Genomic DNA, 16,905 nt, shown 5'->3' with positions numbered 1-16,905 from the left:
AGGAGCGTCGCCGGTCAGTCGGGCATCTGCGACGAGACGAACGCGATGCCGCTCGCACGCAGCTGCCAGCCGACCCCGCTCGGCACGTCGAGCTCTCCTGCCCGGGTGAGCGCCCGCAGGCTGCCCTCGCCGTTGCCGGCGTCGAGCATGAACGCGTCGGCGGGCCCCGCCGTCCCCTCGGGGATGCCGCCGAGCTCCTGGACGATGACCCGGGTGTCGCCGCCCGGGACGGCAGTGAGCGAGGCCACCCGGTTCGCGTCGAGCCAGGTGACGTCGAGCGGGGTGCCGGCGAGCGCCGAGAGCCGCAGCACGACCGGGCCGAGCTCGACCGGCAGCCCATCGGCGTCTCGCTCGATGGAGACCGCGACGAACCGGGTGCGCGGCCCGTCGCCGAGCAGGGCGATCATGCGGGTGCCGTCGCGCGAGACCTCGAGTGCGGCGATCGTCGACCCCGACCAGGGCACCGCGATCGGGCGGGCATCGCCGCCGCCCGGCGGGTAGGCGACGAGTTCACCGGGCGCGGTCGCGGGCACCGACCAGACGACGCCGTGCGGGTCGACCGCCGGCACGATGAGGTCCTCCCGCGGATCGCGCTCGAGCGGCCCTTCGCCGGGGGTGATGACCGAGACGCCGGCCTGCGAGCGCACGGCGACGAGCTCGGCCGCCGGACCGACAGCGGCCCCGGTGGGCGAGACGCCCTCGACCTGCGGCGAGATCCCCTCGATCGGTTCGATCTCGTCGCCCGAGCTCGCAAGATATCCGAAGCTCGTGCCGTCGTAGACGACCGGGCGAGGATCGACCGAGGGATTTCGCACGGGCGGATTCGCGAGCTCGCCGACGTCCTGAACGGCGCCGTCGATCGCGAGCGCGACCTGGTCGACGTTGCGCACCGCACCCACGAGACTCTGCTCGAGCTGCTCCTGCATGCGCTGCACCGTGAGGGTGTCGTCGAACGTCGCCCCCGACAGCTCGACGTTCGCGACCCCGTTCGCGATCGGCACCGAGCCGGGTTCGATCTCGACGCCCTCCGGGAATGCCGAGACGACGCCGGGATCGAGCCACTCGGCCGGTCCGGCCAGCAGGGCGCGTACGATGCTCGTCTGCACCGCGTCGAGGCCCGCGAACCAGCGCAGGTCGGGCACCAGGTAGCGGTAGTCGGGATCGTAGAAGTACAGCTCGTAACCGCGGAACGTCTCGGTGAACGTGAACTCGTCGATGAGGAGCCCCTGCGGCGCCTCGGCGATCCGCCACTGGCCGTCGACTTTCGCGAGCCGGTACGCCAGGGTCAGTTCGGCGGTCGATTCGCCGAGCTCGTACTGCCCCGACGAGGTGAGCGACGCCGTGGGGGTCGCGTCGACCGCGACCTGCGTCTCTGCAGCATCCTCTGCGACCTCTGGCTCATGCAGATCGCGATCGGAGAGGACGTCGATCGTCGCCCCGGCGCCCGGCTGCCACTCGGTCTTGAACTCCTCGGTGAGGAACTCCCTCGCCACTCGGTAGTTGCCGCTCGGGCCGGCGGCCGCATCGATGAAGCCCTGCACGATCTGCTCGGGAGTTCCGTCCTTCAGGGGTCCGTCGACGAAGGTGTCCAGAAGCGGCACTTCAACCGGCTCGGGCTTGCCGACGGCCACGGGACCGGACGAAGGCAGGGCGACGCAGCCGCCCAGCAGTGCGGCCAGCACGAGCGCGAGGGATGCTCCGATCAGACGCCTACGCACCGGGGATCACCTGCCCCGCGGCATCCGGTTCATGCCCGCCGCGCGGAGCCGCGCCGGGCGCGTCGCCGCCGATCGCCGTCACGACGCCGGTGGGCGGCGGACCGCTCGCCCCGGCGTCGTCGGGCTCGAGCGAGAGTGGCGGAACCACGTCACCCGGGTCCGTGCCGGCCCGCGGCAGGACGAGGCGGAACACGCTGCCCGCACCGGGCTTCGACCAGACATCGATCGTGCCGCCGTGGGCGACCGCGTCTTCGAGCGAGATCGCGAGACCGAGGCCCGTACCGCCGATCGTGCGGGTGCGGCTCGGGTCGGCGCGCCAGAACCGGTCGAACACCCGTGCACTCTCCTCCTCGGTCATGCCGAACCCGTAGTCGCGGACGGAGAGCGCGATCGCGCTCTCGTTGCTGTCGACCGCGACGACGATCGGACGCCCCTCGCCGTGCTCGATCGCGTTGCCGAGGAGGTTTCGCACGATGCGACGGATGCGTCGTGGGTCGACCTCGGCGTCGAGGTGGCCTCCGGGCGCGACGAGCCGCAGCTCGCTGCCGCGCTCACGGGCGAGCTCGTGCATCGACTCGATCGCATCGCCGGCGAGGTGCACGAGGTTCGTCGGTTCGGTGGCGAGTTCGACCGAGCCGGCGTCGTACCGGCTGATCTCGAGGAGGTCGGCGAGCAGTGTCTCGAAACGCTCGGTCTGGGTGTGCAGCAGTTCGACCGTGCGCGAGGTCGGCCCGGGGAAGTCGTCGCGCTGACCGTACAGCACGTCGCCGGCCAGCCGGATCGTCGTCAGCGGGGTGCGCAACTCGTGCGAGACGTCGGAGACGAACCGCTGCTGCATGACCGAGAGCTCGGCGAGTTCGCGGATGCGTGCCTGCAGGCTGTCGGCCATCCCGTTGAATGAGGCTGCGAGGGTCGCCAGCTCGTCTTCGCCCTTCGACGGCATGCGCACGCCGAGGTCGCCGGCAGCGAGCCGTCGACTCGTGGCCGCCGCGGAGCGAATCGGCTCGATCACCCAGCGCACGACCAGCAGGGTGATCGCACTCAGGAGCACCAGCAGGGCCGCGGCACCGACCAGGCCGACGGCCTGCATGAACGCGAGCGTCTGCTGCGCGTCGGCGAAGTTGTAGCCGATGTAGAGGGCGTACCGACCGGCCTGGGGCACGTTGAGCGTCGACCCCACGACGACGCCGGGGTCGCCGCCGCCATCGTCGTTCTCGAGCTCGACCGACTGCCAGAACTGGCCCTCCGGATTGTCTTCGACCCGCTGCTGCAGCTCGTCGGTGATGACCCCGGTGAGGGCGGCGACACCGCGGTCGGGCGGTGCGTCCCGGCTCGGCGGCTGGCCGTCGACACGGAAGTAGGCGATCGCAGCCGAGCCCGACGCCGCCCGCACCGTCCGCTCGGTCGAGCTCATCAACGTCTGCAGCGACGCCCGATCAGCGGCGTCGGAGGAATTCAGGATGCTCTGCGCGGCGACCGTCGCATTGTTCGAGGCGTTGAGCGCCTCGTCGAGCTGGTTCTGGAAGAGGTTCGAGGCGACGCTGAACGAGATGTAGAGGCCGATGATGAAGATCGCGAGCGACGAGAGCGCGAGCGTGATCACGACGGTGCGGAACTGGAGCGAGCGACGCCACAACGCCGCGAGGCGCCGAGGCGCCTCGCGCCACGGACCGGCGAGGGTCACCGTCGGGGATTCCGCCTGGGTCATCCGCCGCCGTCGCCTAGGTCGTGGCGCCGGCGCGATAGCCGACGCCGCGCACCGTCATGACGATGCGCGGGTTGTCGGGGTCGTGCTCGACCTTCGCCCGCAGCCGCTGCACGTGCACGTTCACGAGCCGGGTGTCGGCCTTGTAGTGGTAGCCCCAGACCTGCTCGAGCAGCATCTCGCGGGTGAACACCTGCTGCGGCTTCGAGGCGAGGGTGAGGAGCAGGTCGAACTCGAGCGGGGTGAGGTTGATGCGGGTATCGCCGCGGCGCACCTCGTGGCCGGCCGCATCGATCACGAGGTCGCCGATGCCGAGCGTCGCGACCACCGGGTCGGGGGTCGGCCGGAGCCGGGTGCGGATGCGGGCGACGAGCTCCTTCGGATTGAAGGGCTTCACCATGTAGTCGTCGGCACCCGACTCGAGACCCTTCACGACATCGGCGGTGTCGGACTTCGCCGTCAGCATGATGATCGGCGTGCCCGATTCGGCGCGGATGCGACCGCAGACCTCGATGCCGTCGACGCCGGGGAGCATCAGGTCGAGGAGCACGAGGTCGGGCTTCGCCTCGCGGAACGCCGCGAGCGCGCCGGTGCCGTCGGCGCAGAAGACCGGGTCGAAGCCCTCGGTACGCAGCACGATGCCGATCATCTCGGCGAGGGCCGTGTCGTCGTCGACGACGAGTACTCGTGAAGTCATCCCGTTCATTCCTGTCGGTGCCGTGCGACGCGGCGCGGTCCCGTGTCGGTGCCGTGCGACGCGGCGCGGTCTGGTGCGCTCCAGCGTAGTCGGTCGGCGTGCTGCTCGGCCGAATGTGCGAGCATGGGGGACATCCCGCCGGAAGGAGCGCGTAGAGGTGTCGGATCACGACTGGCAGGCCCCCGGCTCCCCGGCGAGCGGTTCGACTCCCGAAACCTCGGTGCCGCCGCCGTACGGCGCTCCCCCGGCAACGCCCGCAGCCGGCGGCGACGGTCCTCCGCCGCCCCCGCAGCAGCCCTGGCTCCCGCCGACGCCCGGCGGATGGGCGCCGCCGCCGAAGCCCGGTCTCCTGCCGCTGCGGCCGCTCGGCTTCGGCACCCTGCTCTGGGCGCCGTTCCAGGCGCTGCGCCGCAATCCGGCCGCGACCTTCGGCAGCGGCCTGGTGGTGCAGCTCGTCTCGGCACTCGCGACGCTCGCCGTCGTGGTGCCGTTCATGGTGTTCATCTTCACCCGCGTCGAGAACGCCGCCACCGAAGACTTCGACGCGGTGATGTCGGGCGGGGTCGGGGCCTTCCTCCTGCTCATGCTCGTCCCGATCGCGCTCACGCTCGTCGCGGGGGCGTTCCTGCAGGGCGTCATGGTGGTCGAGGTCGCGACCGGAACCCTGGGCGAGCGCCTCGGATTCGGTGCGCTCTGGCGTCGCGCCGCGCGCCGAATCTGGCCGCTGCTCGGGTGGACGGCGCTCGTCACCCTGGCGCTGCTCCTCGTCGTCGCGGTATTCACCGGCATCATCGTGATCGCCGCGCTCACGTCGCCCGGGGCCCTGATCGGCGCGGTGCTCCTCACCCTCCTCGGGGTGCTCGGCCTCGCGGTGCTCGGCGCCTGGCTCGGCACGAAGCTCTCGATCGTGCCGAGCATCATCGTGCTCGAGAACGCCGGCATCGGGCAGGCGGTCCGGCGGTCGTGGCGCCTCACGAACGGCTACTTCTGGCGGACGTTCGGCACACTGCTGCTGGTCGGGCTCATCCTGAACGTCGCCGCGCAGGTCGTCGTGCAGCCCGTGTCGCTCATCGGCACCATCCTGGCCGCGATCATCGACCCGACGGGCACCGGGGCAGCGCTCGGCATCACGATCGTGACGAGCGTCGTGACCCTCGTGCTGTCGGTGCTCATCGGTGCGATCACCGCGGTCGTGCAGAGCGCGCTCGTCGCGGTCATCTACATCGACCTCCGCATGCGCACCGAGGGCCTCGACCTCGAGCTCGCCCGATTCGTCGAGCAGCGCGAGGCGGGTGCGGCGCCGACCGGCGACCCGTACGCGCCGCCGTCGGGCACGCCGGCCGCCGCGTCGGCGTCGTACGCACCGGGAACGACCCCGCCCGGCACGGCCTGGCCGGCTCCGCCCGAGGCGGGCGCGCCCGAGCAGCCGCGGCACTGACGGTGTTCGGCCTGACTCCGCTCGACCCCGACGCGCCCGAAGCGCGTCGTTGGCTCGAGGACGAGCTCGCGAAGCCCGAGTACCAGAACTCGAAGCCGACCGCCTTCGACCTCGCCATGCAGGCGATCCGCGACTGGTTCGCCGATCTCCTCGACGGAGCCGGCGGGGTGCCCGCGCCGGTGGTGACGCTCATCGTGGTCCTCGCCGTCGCCGCGCTCGTCGTCGTCGCGTTCCTCGTCTTCGGAGCGCCCCGCCTCCGTGGGCGCCGGCAGTCCGCCGTGCCGCTCTTCGACGATGGCGACCTCCGCGATCTCGCGGCGCTCCGGCGAGCGGCTGAGCTCGCCGCGGCGAACGGCGACTGGCCGCTGGCCATCGAGGAGCGTTTCCGCGCTCTCGTACGGGGCACGGTCGACCGCGACCTCGTGCAGGTGCATCCCGGCACCACCGCGCACGCCTTCGCAGTGGCGGCCGCCCGTCCCTTCCCCAGTCGTGAGCGCGAACTCGCGGCGGTCGCCGCCGAGTTCGACGGCGTGCGCTATCTCGGGGGACTCGGCAGCGCCGCGGGTTACGAGCGGACGAGCACGCTCGAGGCGGAACTCGCCGAGACCCGGCCCGCGGGTGCCGCGGGCGCGATCGCCCGAGCTGTGGAGTCCGTGCGATGACCGCGGCACCGCCCGCGACGGCCGCCGGGCCCTCGACCGACGTCGCACCCGCCGACGCGATCACGCCGACGCTCCGTGCGAACCTCCGTCGCCGACGCATCTGGATCGTGTTCGCGATCGTCCTCGTGCTCGGCGCGATCTCCCTGCTCGTGATCCGAGGCGGCGGCGGAAGCGCCGGGCAGCGCCTCGGCGCCGACAACCCCGCCCCGTTCGGGGCGAAGGCCCTCGTCGAAGTGCTCGGCTCCCATGGCGTCGAAGTCGGCGCCGTCGACGACTTCGACACGGCGCTCACCTCCGCGAAGTCCGGCGCCACGGTGCTGGTCTTCGACGAGTTCGGCCTGCTCGACGAGCAGCGGCTCAGCCGGCTCGCCATGTTCGCCGATCGGCTCGTCGTCGTCGAACCCGGGTTCGCCGCGCTCGAGGCGCTCGCCCCCGGTGTGCGCCTGGCCGGCGCGGCATCGGGCGCCGTCGACGAGGTCGAGTGCGAACTCCCCGCCGCCGAACGCGCCGGGTCGCTCTCGACCGGCCAGCGGCTGTTCACCCTCGACGACGAGGCGACCGCCGACGGCTGGCAGGGATGCTTCCGCGACGGCGACCACGGCTACGCCGTCGCGACCGGGCCGTCGTCGGGCGACGGGCGGATCGTCCTCGTCGGAGCGACCACCCCGTTCGAGAACGGCCGCATCACCGAGCGCGGCAACGCGGCGCTCGCGATCGGGCTCGCCGGGGCATCCGAAGAGCTCGTATGGTACCTGCCCGGCCCCCTCGATGCCGACCCCGGCCAGGCGCCGACGCTCGGCGAGCTCACCCCCGGCTGGGTCAGTCCGGTGCTCGCGCTCGCGGTCGTCGTGACCGTCGTCGCCGGTGTCTGGCGCGGGCGCCGATTCGGTCCGCTCGTGGTCGAGAATCTGCCCGTGCACGTCCCCGCCGGCGAGACCGCGCTCGGCCGTGCGCGACTGTACGCCCGCAGCGCGGCACGCACGCACGCCCTCGACCAGCTTCGCCTCGGTGCGATCGCCCGCATCGCCTCATCGCTGCGGCTGCCGCGTACCGCCGACGTCGCCGAGATCGCGGCAGCGGCGGCCGTTGCGACCGGGCGCGACCCCGGGCAGGTCCGCGCCGTGCTCGTCGAGGCCCTGCCCACCGGCGACCGGGAGCTCGTGCAGCTCGCGAATGCGCTCGACGATCTCGAGCACGCCGTACATGCGACACTCGCACCAGAGACCTCCACCCCGCAGGCTGCGGACCACCCAGGAAGGCGACCATGACCGACCCGATCGCGAACGAGACGACGGCCCGGGGGGCAGAGGCCCCGGCAGCGACCGCTGCCGCGCCGCCCGCCACGCCCGACGACGAACTGCGCAGCGCGCTGAATCGTGTGCGCACCGAGGTCGGCAAGGCCGTCGTCGGGCAGGACGGCGCGGTGACGGGCCTCATCATCGCGCTGCTCACCCGCGGGCATGTGCTCCTCGAGGGTGTGCCCGGTGTCGCGAAGACGCTCCTCGTGCGCACGCTCAGCCGCACGCTGCAACTCGACACCCGCCGCCTGCAGTTCACGCCCGACCTCATGCCCGGCGACGTGACCGGCTCCCTCGCGTACGACCCGCGCTCGGGCGAGTTCGCGTTCCGCGAGGGGCCGGTGTTCACCAACATCCTGCTGGCCGACGAGATCAACCGCACGCCGCCGAAGACCCAGTCCGCGCTCCTCGAGGCGATGGAGGAGCGCCAGGTCTCGGCCGACGGCGTGACCCGGCCGCTCCCCGACCCGTTCATGGTCGCGGCCACGCAGAATCCGATCGAGTACGAGGGCACCTACTCGCTCCCCGAGGCGCAGCTCGACCGCTTCCTCCTGAAGCTCGTCCTCGACGTGCCCGAACGCGACGCCGAGGTCTCGCTGCTGCGCCGCCATGCCGACGGATTCGACCCGCACGACCTCGCCGCCGCGGGCGTCGAGCCCGTGCTCGGGGCGGCTGAGCTCGCGGCCGCACGGGCAGCGGCTGCGACCGTGCGCGTCGAGGACGACGTGCTCGGCTACCTCGTCGACCTCGCCCGGGCGACGCGCCGCAGCCCCTCCATGCGGCTCGGCGTGAGCCCGCGAGGATCGACCGGCCTGCTCGCCGCGGCGAAGGCCTGGGCCTGGCTCACTGGCTACGAGTCGCTCACGCCCGACCATGTGCAGGCGATGCTGCTGCCCGTCTGGCGCCACCGGGTGCAGCTGCGCCCCGAGGCCGAACTCGAGGGCGTCTCGGTCGACCAGGTGCTGCGCGGCATCGTGCAGCAGGTGCAGGTGCCGCTCTGAGATGGCGCTGACCGGTCGATTCGCGTTGCTCGTCGCCCTCGGGGTCGTCCCCGTCGTGGTGGCGGGCTTCTCCAGCGCGCCCCTCGCCTGGCTCGCGCTCGTCGGGTGGCTCCTGCTCGTCGTCGGCGCCGGCATCATCGACCTCTCGCTCGCGGCTTCGCCCCGGGCGGTCGCCTTCCCCCGCGAGCTGCCCGACCGGGTGCGCCTCGGCGAACCGGTCGCGTCGCAGCTCACGGTGCAGAACCTCGGCGGCCGGATGCTCCGCGCCACCGTGCGCGACGGCTGGGAGCCCTCGGCCGGGGTCGCCGGCGCGAATCGCACCCGGCTCGCGATCCCCGCGGGCGAACGCCGCCGCATGACGCTGCACCTCGTGCCGACCCGTCGCGGCGACCGCCGCACGCAGCAGGTGACGCTCCGCTCGGCCGGCCCGCTCGGCCTGTGGGCGAGACAGGCGACGCTCGCGGCGCCCGGACGGGTACGGGTGCTGCCGCCGTTCCATTCACGGGTGCACCTGCCCTCGCGGCTGACCCGGCTGCGTGAGCTCGACGGGCGGACGCCGCTCCTCATCCGCGGCCAGGGCACCGAGTTCGACTCGATCCGCGACTACGTCCGCGGTGACGACGTGCGGTCGATCGACTGGCGGGCGACCGCACGCCACATCGACCCCGAGGTGCCGGGCAACACCCGGCTCATGGTGCGCACCTGGCGCCCCGAGCGCGACCGGCGGATCGTCATCGTCGCCGACACCTCGCGCACCGCCGCGGCGCGCATCGCCGACGAACCCCGACTCGACACGAGCTACGAGGCCGCGCTGCTGCTCGCCGCGCTCGCGTCGCACGCGGGCGACCGCGTCGACTTCCTCGCGACCGACCGGCGCCCGCGAGGCCGGGTGCACGGGGCGAGCGGGCCAGACCTCCTGGCCCGCATGGTCGACACGATGGCGGGCATCGACGCCGAGCTCGTCGAGGCCGACTGGACGCTCGTGCCCGGTCAGGTGCGCGCGGTGACGAGCCGCCACGCCTTCGTCGTGCTGCTGACGGCGGCCGACTCCCCCGGCTCGGCTCGCGGCCTGCTGTCGGTGCTGCCGCAGCTCACCGCCCGCCACACCGTCGTCGTCGCCTCCGTCGCCGACCCCGCCATGCTCGAGACGAGTCGGCTGCGCGGCGACCTCGACGAGGTGTACGGGGCCGCTGCCGCGGAGCGCGGCCTCCTCGACGGCGAGCGGGTCGGTGCGGCGATCCGCCGACTCGGCGCGCAGACGGTCACGGCGGCGCCCCACGAGCTGCCACCGGCCCTCGCCGACCGCTACCTCGAGCTCAAGGCGGCGGGGCGGCTCTGAGGCGGCGCGCTCCGACGCGGCGCGCTCCGACGCAAGCCGACGCACGGCGCGTCGTTTTCGAACATTCGCGCGAGGTTCACCGGCGCCGATCGGCCGACTCGCTACGCTCTGGAAGGCGCCGATGAGGCGGCGCCACGCTCCAGCGGTCGCCGTCCGTGCCCGCCGACCCTACGAAAGGGACTCCAATGTCTGACACTGCACCCGCCCTCGCCGCTCCGTCGACCGCCCAGCGACTCATCGCCGAGCTCCTCGGCACGTTCATCCTCGTCTTCGGCGTGATCGGCGCGGCCATCTTCTCCTCCGCAGACACCGGCCTGCTCGGCGTCGCGTTCGCGCTCGGCCTCTCGGTCGTCGTCGGCGTGTACGCCTTCGGGCCGATCTCGGGCGGTCACTTCAACCCGGCCGTCACCCTCGGCCTCGCGATCGCCGGCCGCTTCGCCTGGAAGGACGTGCTCGGCTACCTCGCGGCACAGGTCGTCGGAGGCATCCTCGGCTCGGTGGTGCTGCTCGGCATCCTCTCGACCGGCCCCAAGTTCGACATCGCGATCTTCCAGGGCGTCTCGACCGGCTACGACGAACTCTCGCCGTCCGGGTTCGGCCTCGGTTCGTTCCTCATCGCCGAGATCGTCGCCACCGCGATCTTCCTCTTCGTGATCCTCGGCGTCACCTCGGCCGGGCGGGCTGCGTCGAACCTCGCCCCGCTCGCCATCGGCCTCACCCTCACCGTTCTCGTGCTCGTCGCCGGCCCGGTCTCGAACGGTTCGTTCAACCCGGCACGGTCGATCGCGACCGCGATCTTCGGCGGGACCGAGGCGCTCACCCAGCTCTGGGCTTCGATCGTCGCCCCCATCGTCGGCGCGCTGCTCGCCGGCGTGATCTACAAGGCGGTCTTCGACCGTCCCGCGCAGCTCACCGCGTAGCCGACGCTGCAACTGACGAAGGCGGATGCCCCACGGGGCATCCGCCTTTCGCCGTTGCCCTGGCGGGTGCGGGCGCGGAGGAGATCGCCCGATCGGGAGGAGGCGATGCCTCGGATCGTCCTCCGAAGCGGACGATCTCCTCCCGAACGCCCGCCACCCGGCGCCGGCCGCCGGCACCCGGCGCCCGCCACCGGCCACCCGCCACCGGCCACCCGCGGGAGCTTCGGCGACGCGCGGCCGAGGGCGAGCAGCGCTGCGCCGCCGCACCGCCTCAGCGCGTCAGCCCGTCACCGCCGGGCGCCTCACCCCCGGAGCCGCGCAGCCCCTCAGCCCGAGACGACCCGCGTGGCGCCGGCGTCGAACGCCGCGAGATCGCCGGTCGCGCCCGCACGCCGTGCTCGGCCACCGATCACGAGCATGTAGAACAGCAATCCGCCGAGCACGAGCGCCCCGATGCCGATCTTGACGGCCCAGGGCCACGGTGCGGGGGTCACGAAGCCTTCGATGAGCCCCGCGACGAAGAGGAAGAACACGAGCCCGATCGCGACCGTGAAGAGCGCCCGGGCGTCGGCGGCGAGGGCGACCCCGCGCGGCCGTGGCCCCGGGGCGACCCAGGCCCAGAAGATGCGCAGTCCGGCTGCGGCCGCCACGAACACGCAGGTGAGCTCCAGCAGGCCGTGGGGGGCGATGTAGAGGAAGAAGGTGTCGGCCTCGTCGTACGCGAACATGATCGCGGCGTTCACCCCGAGGTTCTGCGCGTTCTGCATGATCACCCACGGCACCCAGACGCCGAGCACGCCGAACGCGACGCACTGGGCGGCGATCCACGCGTTGTTCGTCCACACGGAGCCGGCGAAGGAGCCGGCCGGGTGCTCCGAGTAGTAGGCGGCGAAGCCCTCCTCGGCGATCTGGCGGAGCTCTCGCTCCGAACCGATCGAGGCGAGCGCTCTGGGATCCCCCGCGATCCACCATGCGTACAGCGCCGCGATGACGAACGTCGCCACCGCAACCGCGAGCGTGAGCCAGCGGATGCGGTGGAGCGCGGCCGGGAGATCGAGTGCGGCGAACCGCGCGAGTTGGCGCAGCGGGTTCTCGGGGGCGCCCGTGAACCGCAACCTGGCTCGAGCGAGCGAGAGCGAGAGTCGGTCGCCGAGCGCGGTCGAACCGGCCGTCGACTTCACGAGCGAGAGGTCGGATGCCCCGGCCTGATACCGCTCGATGAGTTCGTCGGTCTCGGGCCCGCTGAGGCGCGAGCCGCGCGCGAGCGCGTCGAGCCGCTGCCAGTCGTCACGGCGGGCTGAGGCGAGCGCTTCGAGGTCCATCTGCTTGAATACTACCCATGGCCGAAACGACCGCCGAGCCCGCGAGGCTCGTCCGCTTCGACGACGACGGCGTCCTGACCGGTGAGGCGGTCAGCCTCGACCTTCGGCCCGCGAGCGCGCTCATCCGCGCCGCCGGCGCCGCGATCGACGTCCTCGTGAGCATCGCGCTCCTGCTCGGCCTCGTCTTTCTGCTCGCGGGCCTCGGCGTCGACGAGGCGGCCTTCCGGGCGGCAATGATCTCGGGTCTCGTGGCGGTCCTCGTCGTGCTGCCGACGACGGTCGAGACGGCGTCGCGGGGTCGTTCGCTCGGCAAGCTCGCCCTCGGGCTCCGCGTGGTGCGCGACGACGGCGGCGCGATCGGATTCCGGCACGCGTTCATCCGTGCGCTCGTCGGCGTCGTCGAGATCTACATGACCTTCGGCGGCCTCGCGGTGCTCGTCGGATTCCTGAACCCGTCGTCGAAGCGGCTGGGCGACCTGCTCGCCGGCACGCACGGCCAGGTCGAGCGGGTTCCGGTGCCGCCGTCGACGGCCTTCGGGGTGCCGGCCGAACTCGTCGCGTGGGCCTCGATCGCCGACATCGGCCGCCTTCCCGATCCGCTCGCCCGTCGTGTCGCGTCGTTCTTCCAGAACGCCCCGCACCTCGCGCCCGCGAGCCGTGATCGGGTCGCCGCCTCGCTCGCGGCCGAGGTCGCCCCCTACGTCTCCCCCGTGCCCGCCGCACCTGCTGAGCGGTTCCTCGCCGGCGTCGCCGCCCTCCGCCGCGAGCGCGAGCTCACGGCGCTCGGGCTCGAGGCCGAGCGCATGGGCGCGCTCGCCCCGGTGCTCACCGCGACCCCGCCCGGCTTCCCCGACCGCTGACGCGCCCCGCTGACGCGCCCCGCCCGCGCCCCGCGCCCGCGCTCCGCTTGCGCGCGCGCCCGCGCCCGCGCACTCATCTAGGGGGTGCTTTTCCGCAAGCAACGGCGGGATCCGGCCCAGAGAGCTGCGGGAAAGCACCCCCAGAACGACTCGAAGCAGCAGCGCGCAGCGCGCAGCGCGCAGCGCGCTCAGTAGCGGTAGTGGTCGACCTTGTAGGGCCCTTCGACGGGCACGCCGATGTAGGCCGCCTGCTCGGGGCGGAGCGTGGTGAGCTCGACGCCGAGCGAATCGAGATGGAGGCGCGCGACCTTCTCGTCGAGGTGCTTGGGCAGCACGTAGACGCCGATCGGGTACTCCTCGATGCGGGTCCAGAGCTCGATCTGCGCGAGCACCTGGTTGGTGAAGGAGTTCGACATGACGAACGACGGGTGGCCCGTCGCGTTGCCGAGGTTCATGAGCCGGCCCTCGCTCAGCACGAGGATCGAACGGCCCGTCGGCAGTCGCCATTCGTGCACCTGCGGCTTGATCTCGACCTTCTCGGCGCCCTCGAGGCCCTCGAGGGCGGCCATGTCGATCTCGTTGTCGAAGTGACCGACGTTCGACACGATCGCGAGATGCTTCATCTCGAGCATGTGCTCGAGTCGGAGCACGTCTTTGTTGCCCGTGCAGGTGACGAAGATGTCGACCTCGCCCACCACGTCTTCGACGCGAGCGACCTGGTAGCCGTCCATCGCGGCCTGGAGGGCGCAGATCGGGTCGACCTCGCTCACGATGACGCGGGCGCCTTGCCCGCGCAGCGCCTCGGCGGCGCCCTTGCCGACGTCGCCGTAGCCGACGACGAAGGCGACCTTGCCGCCCATGAGCACATCGGTGGCGCGGTTCAGGCCGTCGGGCAGCGAGTGACGGATGCCGTACTTGTTGTCGAACTTCGACTTCGTCACCGAGTCGTTGACGTTGATCGCGGGGAACAGCAGCCCGCCCTCGGCGTGCAGCTCGTAGAGGCGATGCACGCCGGTCGTGGTCTCCTCCGTCACACCGGTGAGTTCGCCGGCGATGCGGGTCCAGCGGTCGGGGCTCGCCTCGAGGGAGCGGCGCAGGGTATCGAGGATGACTCGGTACTCGCCGGTGTCGGCGTCGGATGCCTCGGGCACGACGCCTGCGGCCTCGAAGTCGCGTCCGCGGTGCACGAGCAGCGTCGCGTCGCCGCCGTCGTCGAGGATCAGGTTCGGGCCGATCCAGCCTGCGCCGGCCTCCGCGGCTTCTGCCGACCAGTCGAAGATGCGGTCCGTGCACCACCAGTACTCGTCGAGGGTCTCGCCCTTCCACGCGAACACCGGCACGCCGGCGGGCGCGTCGACGGTGCCCTCGGGGCCGACGACGACGGCGGCGGCGGCTTCGTCCTGCGTGGAGAAGATGTTGCAGCTCGCCCATCGCACCTGCGCGCCGAGCGCGACGAGCGTCTCGATCAGCACCGCGGTCTGCACCGTCATGTGGAGACTGCCCGCGATGCGCGCACCGGCGAGCGGCTGCGCCGCGCCGAACTCGGCCCGCAGCGCCATGAGGCCCGGCATCTCGTTCTCGGCGAGCCGCAGCTGGTGACGGCCCGCCTCGGCGAGCGAGAGGTCGGCGACCTTGTACGGAAGTGCGGTGGTGGCGGGCTCGATGCTCATGCCCACCATTCTCGCAGGCTCATCACCCCGGGTTTACAGGACGATGGTCGCTTGACAGGACGCTTCAGGCAAGGCCTGTCCTGCCAATCGGCGATTGTCCTGTAAACCCCGTCGGTCAGGAGTGACTGACGTTCGGTGGACGCGAGTCAGCCGCGGATGAGCCCGAGGACCTCGTCGCGGACCGCGACCATGGTGGGTTCGTCGCCGCCTTCGACGTTCAGGCGCAGCAGCGGCTCGGTGTTCGAGGGGCGCACGTTGAACCACCAGAACGGCTCGTCTCCGGCGGTCTGGCCGACGACGGTGAGGCCGTCGAGCTCGTCGAACTCGCCGCGGCCCGTGAACGCCTCGACGATGCGCGTGTACGCGGCCGGAACGTCGTCGACCACCGAGTTGATCTCGCCCGAGAGCGCGTACGGGTCGAACCGCGCGCCGAAGTCGGACAGCGGGGCATCCTGCGCGCCGAACTCGGCGAGCACGTGCATCGCCGCGAGCATGCCGTTGTCGGCGCCCCAGAAGTCGCGGAAGTAGTAGTGGGCGGAGTGCTCTCCGCCGAAGACCGCGCCCGTCGCCTTCATCTGGTCTTTGATGAGCGAGTGCCCGACCCTGGTGCGCACCGGCACGGCACCGGCCGCCTCGATGGTCTCCGGCACGAAGCGCGAGGTGATGAGGTTGTGGATGACGTTGACGTTCGTCTCGCCCGCCGCGGCGACGCGACCGATCTCGCGGAGCGCGACGATCGCGGCGACCGCCGACGGCGTGACCGCGTCACCCCGCTCGTCGACGACGAAGCACCGGTCGGCGTCGCCGTCGAAAGCGAGCCCGAGGTCGGCGCCGTGTTCGACGACCGCGCGCTGCAGGTCGACGAGGTTCGCCGGCTCGAGCGGGTTCGCCTCGTGATTCGGGAAACTGCCGTCGAGCTCGAAGTAGAGCGGCACGATCTCGAGCGGCAACGCGGGAAGCCCTGCGGCCTCGCCGAGGACGGCCGGGACGGTGAGACCGCCCATGCCGTTGCCCGCGTCGACGACGAGCTTCAGGGGGCGGATGCCACGGAGGTCGACGAGCGTGCGGAGGTGGGCCGCGTAGTCGGCGAGCACGTCGGCCTCGACGACCGAGCCCGGGTCGGGCACCGCGGCGAGACCCTGCTCGAGGTAGTCGGCGGCACGGTCGCGGATCGCCGCGAGGCCCGTGTCGAGCGAGATGCCCTGAGCGCCCGCGCGGGAGAACTTGATGCCGTTGTAGGCGGCCGGGTTGTGACTCGCGGTGAACATCGCCGCCGGGGCATCCATCGAACCCGATGCGAAATAGCTCTCATCGGTGGAGCAGAGCCCGATCGACACGACGTCGGCGCCGCGGGCGGATGCGCCGGCCGCGAATGCGGCCGCGAACCCCGGCGAGGAGTCGCGCATGTCGTGCCCGACCACGACCCGACCGCCGGCAGCCCCGACCTCGTCGACGAACGCCGCGCCGAGCGCCTCGACGGTCTCGGCCGTGAGGCCCTCGCCCACGATTCCGCGTACGTCGTACGCCTTCACCACCGCGTCGAGGCGCGCGCGAACGTCGGATGATGCCGGGGAATTCATGCCTTGAAACCTACCCCACCGAGTGCGGTGTGCCGCACGACCTGCCAACCCACGGGGGCGGAGGTGCGCTCGGCGTGCCGGGCGCAGAGATCGTAACCGTGGGGCTCGCGCACGACGGCGAGCGGGCCGAGCACCGCGGTCGACTCGGCGTAGTCGAAGGTCAACGTCGCGACCGCCTCGGCGGCGCATGCGGTTCGCGAACAACGTCTCATGGCAGATCAAGAGTAGCGATCGGCGCCGACAATAGGATGGAATGCATGCCCCGCTCCCGTCGTGTCGTGCCCCGCTCTCCGAGACGGCTCGCTCGTGACCGCCACGGCCGCGGGATGCGCTCCCCCGTGACCGGTCCGCACCTGCCGCTGCTCTCGACCCGGCTCGACGAGTTCGAGCTCACCATCGGCACGACCGCCTCGTACCTGCGCGGGCTCTGGCCCGAGCTCGACGGAGTCGTGTTCGAGGTCGCTCAGGCCCCCGCCGAAGCGATCCACGACGATCACATCGACCGCTGGAAGGTCTACCACGACGAGCGTCGGATCGTCTTCTTCCGACTCCCGATCGTGCGCTTCCTGCGGCTCCAGGAGGGCGAGGAGCGCGACGAGAAGCTGCTCGTGGAGAGCTGCGTCTTCCGCGCCGTCGCCGACCTCCTCGGCCGCGACCCGTGGGAACTCGCGCCCGGACGGTACCGGCACTTCTGA

The 16,905-nt window shown here is 72.1% G+C and carries 15 protein-coding genes; 8 read left to right on the top strand and 7 right to left on the bottom strand.

Annotated elements, in window-relative coordinates; genetic code table 11:
- Positions 1–14 precede the first annotated feature (14 nt).
- Genes H516_RS0103600 through mtrA form a run of 3 tightly spaced genes read right to left on the bottom strand, consistent with a single transcriptional unit; the run spans position 15 to position 4,120 of the window.
- Positions 15–1,718, bottom strand: coding sequence for an LpqB family beta-propeller domain-containing protein (locus H516_RS0103600; protein WP_026378376.1), 1,704 nt, complete (start codon positions 1,716–1,718; stop codon positions 15–17).
- Positions 1,711–3,426, bottom strand: a complete 1,716-nt coding sequence (mtrB, locus tag H516_RS18130; protein WP_022888353.1) for an MtrAB system histidine kinase MtrB — start codon at positions 3,424–3,426, stop codon at positions 1,711–1,713. The genes H516_RS0103600 and mtrB overlap by 8 nt, the downstream gene beginning before the upstream one ends.
- A 13-nt stretch (positions 3,427–3,439) precedes the next feature.
- The gene (mtrA, locus tag H516_RS0103590; RefSeq protein ID WP_026378375.1) at positions 3,440–4,120 is read right to left on the bottom strand and encodes an MtrAB system response regulator MtrA; all 681 of its coding nucleotides are present in this window, start codon (positions 4,118–4,120) and stop codon (positions 3,440–3,442) included.
- Between the two features lie 157 nt (positions 4,121–4,277).
- On the opposite strand from mtrA, the gene H516_RS18125 reads away from it, so the two are divergent.
- The 6 genes from H516_RS18125 (at position 4,278) to H516_RS0103560 (ending at position 10,778) form a co-directional block, all read left to right on the top strand.
- Entirely contained in the window at positions 4,278–5,558 is a 1,281-nt protein-coding gene (locus H516_RS18125; protein ID WP_157432131.1) for a hypothetical protein, read from the top strand.
- A 2-nt stretch (positions 5,559–5,560) separates the two neighbouring features.
- Positions 5,561–6,220 carry a DUF4129 domain-containing protein gene (locus H516_RS18120; protein ID WP_051138667.1) on the top strand — a complete coding sequence of 220 codons (660 nt, stop codon included), beginning with the start codon at positions 5,561–5,563 and terminating at the stop codon, positions 6,218–6,220.
- On the top strand, positions 6,217–7,488 hold the full coding sequence (locus tag H516_RS18115; protein ID WP_022888350.1) for a DUF4350 domain-containing protein: 1,272 nt from the start codon (positions 6,217–6,219) through the stop codon (positions 7,486–7,488). Before H516_RS18120 ends, H516_RS18115 begins: the two co-directional genes overlap by 4 nt.
- Positions 7,485–8,519 (top strand): AAA family ATPase, encoded by a 1,035-nt coding sequence (locus H516_RS0103570; protein WP_022888349.1) that lies wholly within the window; start codon positions 7,485–7,487, stop codon positions 8,517–8,519. The genes H516_RS18115 and H516_RS0103570 overlap by 4 nt, the downstream gene beginning before the upstream one ends.
- 1 nt (position 8,520) lies before the next feature.
- Complete coding sequence (locus H516_RS0103565) at positions 8,521–9,858, top strand: DUF58 domain-containing protein (protein ID WP_022888348.1); 1,338 nt, start codon at positions 8,521–8,523, stop codon at positions 9,856–9,858.
- 185 nt (positions 9,859–10,043) lie between these two features.
- Entirely contained in the window at positions 10,044–10,778 is a 735-nt protein-coding gene (locus H516_RS0103560; RefSeq protein WP_022888347.1) for an aquaporin, read from the top strand.
- Between the two features lie 326 nt (positions 10,779–11,104).
- Here the strand turns inward: H516_RS0103560 and H516_RS0103555 are convergent, their stop codons facing one another.
- Entirely contained in the window at positions 11,105–12,100 is a 996-nt protein-coding gene (locus H516_RS0103555; RefSeq protein ID WP_022888346.1) for a stage II sporulation protein M, read from the bottom strand.
- A 17-nt stretch (positions 12,101–12,117) separates the two neighbouring features.
- On the opposite strand from H516_RS0103555, the gene H516_RS0103550 reads away from it, so the two are divergent.
- Positions 12,118–12,960, top strand: coding sequence for an RDD family protein (locus tag H516_RS0103550; protein ID WP_022888345.1), 843 nt, complete (start codon positions 12,118–12,120; stop codon positions 12,958–12,960).
- A 188-nt stretch (positions 12,961–13,148) separates the two neighbouring features.
- Here H516_RS0103550 and ahcY read toward each other — a convergent pair whose 3' ends face one another.
- The 3 genes from ahcY to H516_RS0103535 form a co-directional block, all read right to left on the bottom strand.
- Positions 13,149–14,630, bottom strand: coding sequence for an adenosylhomocysteinase (gene ahcY, locus H516_RS0103545; protein WP_026378372.1), 1,482 nt, complete (start codon positions 14,628–14,630; stop codon positions 13,149–13,151).
- A 146-nt stretch (positions 14,631–14,776) separates the two neighbouring features.
- Positions 14,777–16,210, bottom strand: a complete 1,434-nt coding sequence (locus H516_RS0103540) for a phosphomannomutase/phosphoglucomutase (protein WP_051138666.1) — start codon at positions 16,208–16,210, stop codon at positions 14,777–14,779.
- Positions 16,207–16,422 carry a DUF3499 family protein gene (locus H516_RS0103535; protein ID WP_022888342.1) on the bottom strand — a complete coding sequence of 72 codons (216 nt, stop codon included), beginning with the start codon at positions 16,420–16,422 and terminating at the stop codon, positions 16,207–16,209. The genes H516_RS0103540 and H516_RS0103535 overlap by 4 nt, the downstream gene beginning before the upstream one ends.
- A 126-nt stretch (positions 16,423–16,548) precedes the next feature.
- Between H516_RS0103535 and H516_RS0103530 the strand changes: the two genes are divergently transcribed.
- Positions 16,549–16,905 carry a hypothetical protein gene (locus tag H516_RS0103530; RefSeq protein ID WP_342663194.1) on the top strand — a complete coding sequence of 119 codons (357 nt, stop codon included), beginning with the start codon at positions 16,549–16,551 and terminating at the stop codon, positions 16,903–16,905.

Source organism: Agromyces italicus DSM 16388, from assembly GCF_000421545.1.
GTDB classification, from domain to species: Bacteria; Actinomycetota; Actinomycetes; order Actinomycetales; family Microbacteriaceae; genus Agromyces; species Agromyces italicus.
The sequence above is the reverse complement of the archived record's forward strand: the minus strand, read 5'-3'. Positions and strand labels throughout refer to the sequence as shown.

Bases quoted from the DNA above. Each gene is read 5' to 3' on its own strand.
- mtrB (WP_022888353.1), bottom strand. From the start codon at position 3,426: ATGACCCAGGCGGAATCCCCGACGGTGACCCTCGCCGGTCCGTGGCGC.
- H516_RS18115 (WP_022888350.1), top strand. From the start codon at position 6,217: ATGACCGCGGCACCGCCCGCGACGGCCGCCGGGCCCTCGACCGACGTC.
- mtrA (WP_026378375.1), bottom strand. From the start codon at position 4,120: ATGACTTCACGAGTACTCGTCGTCGACGACGACACGGCCCTCGCCGAG.
- H516_RS0103540 (WP_051138666.1), bottom strand. From the start codon at position 16,210: ATGAATTCCCCGGCATCATCCGACGTTCGCGCGCGCCTCGACGCGGTG.
- H516_RS0103535 (WP_022888342.1), bottom strand. From the start codon at position 16,422: ATGAGACGTTGTTCGCGAACCGCATGCGCCGCCGAGGCGGTCGCGACG.
- H516_RS0103560 (WP_022888347.1), top strand. From the start codon at position 10,044: ATGTCTGACACTGCACCCGCCCTCGCCGCTCCGTCGACCGCCCAGCGA.
- H516_RS0103565 (WP_022888348.1), top strand. From the start codon at position 8,521: ATGGCGCTGACCGGTCGATTCGCGTTGCTCGTCGCCCTCGGGGTCGTC.
- ahcY (WP_026378372.1), bottom strand. From the start codon at position 14,630: ATGAGCATCGAGCCCGCCACCACCGCACTTCCGTACAAGGTCGCCGAC.
- H516_RS0103570 (WP_022888349.1), top strand. From the start codon at position 7,485: ATGACCGACCCGATCGCGAACGAGACGACGGCCCGGGGGGCAGAGGCC.
- H516_RS0103550 (WP_022888345.1), top strand. From the start codon at position 12,118: ATGGCCGAAACGACCGCCGAGCCCGCGAGGCTCGTCCGCTTCGACGAC.
- H516_RS0103555 (WP_022888346.1), bottom strand. From the start codon at position 12,100: ATGGACCTCGAAGCGCTCGCCTCAGCCCGCCGTGACGACTGGCAGCGG.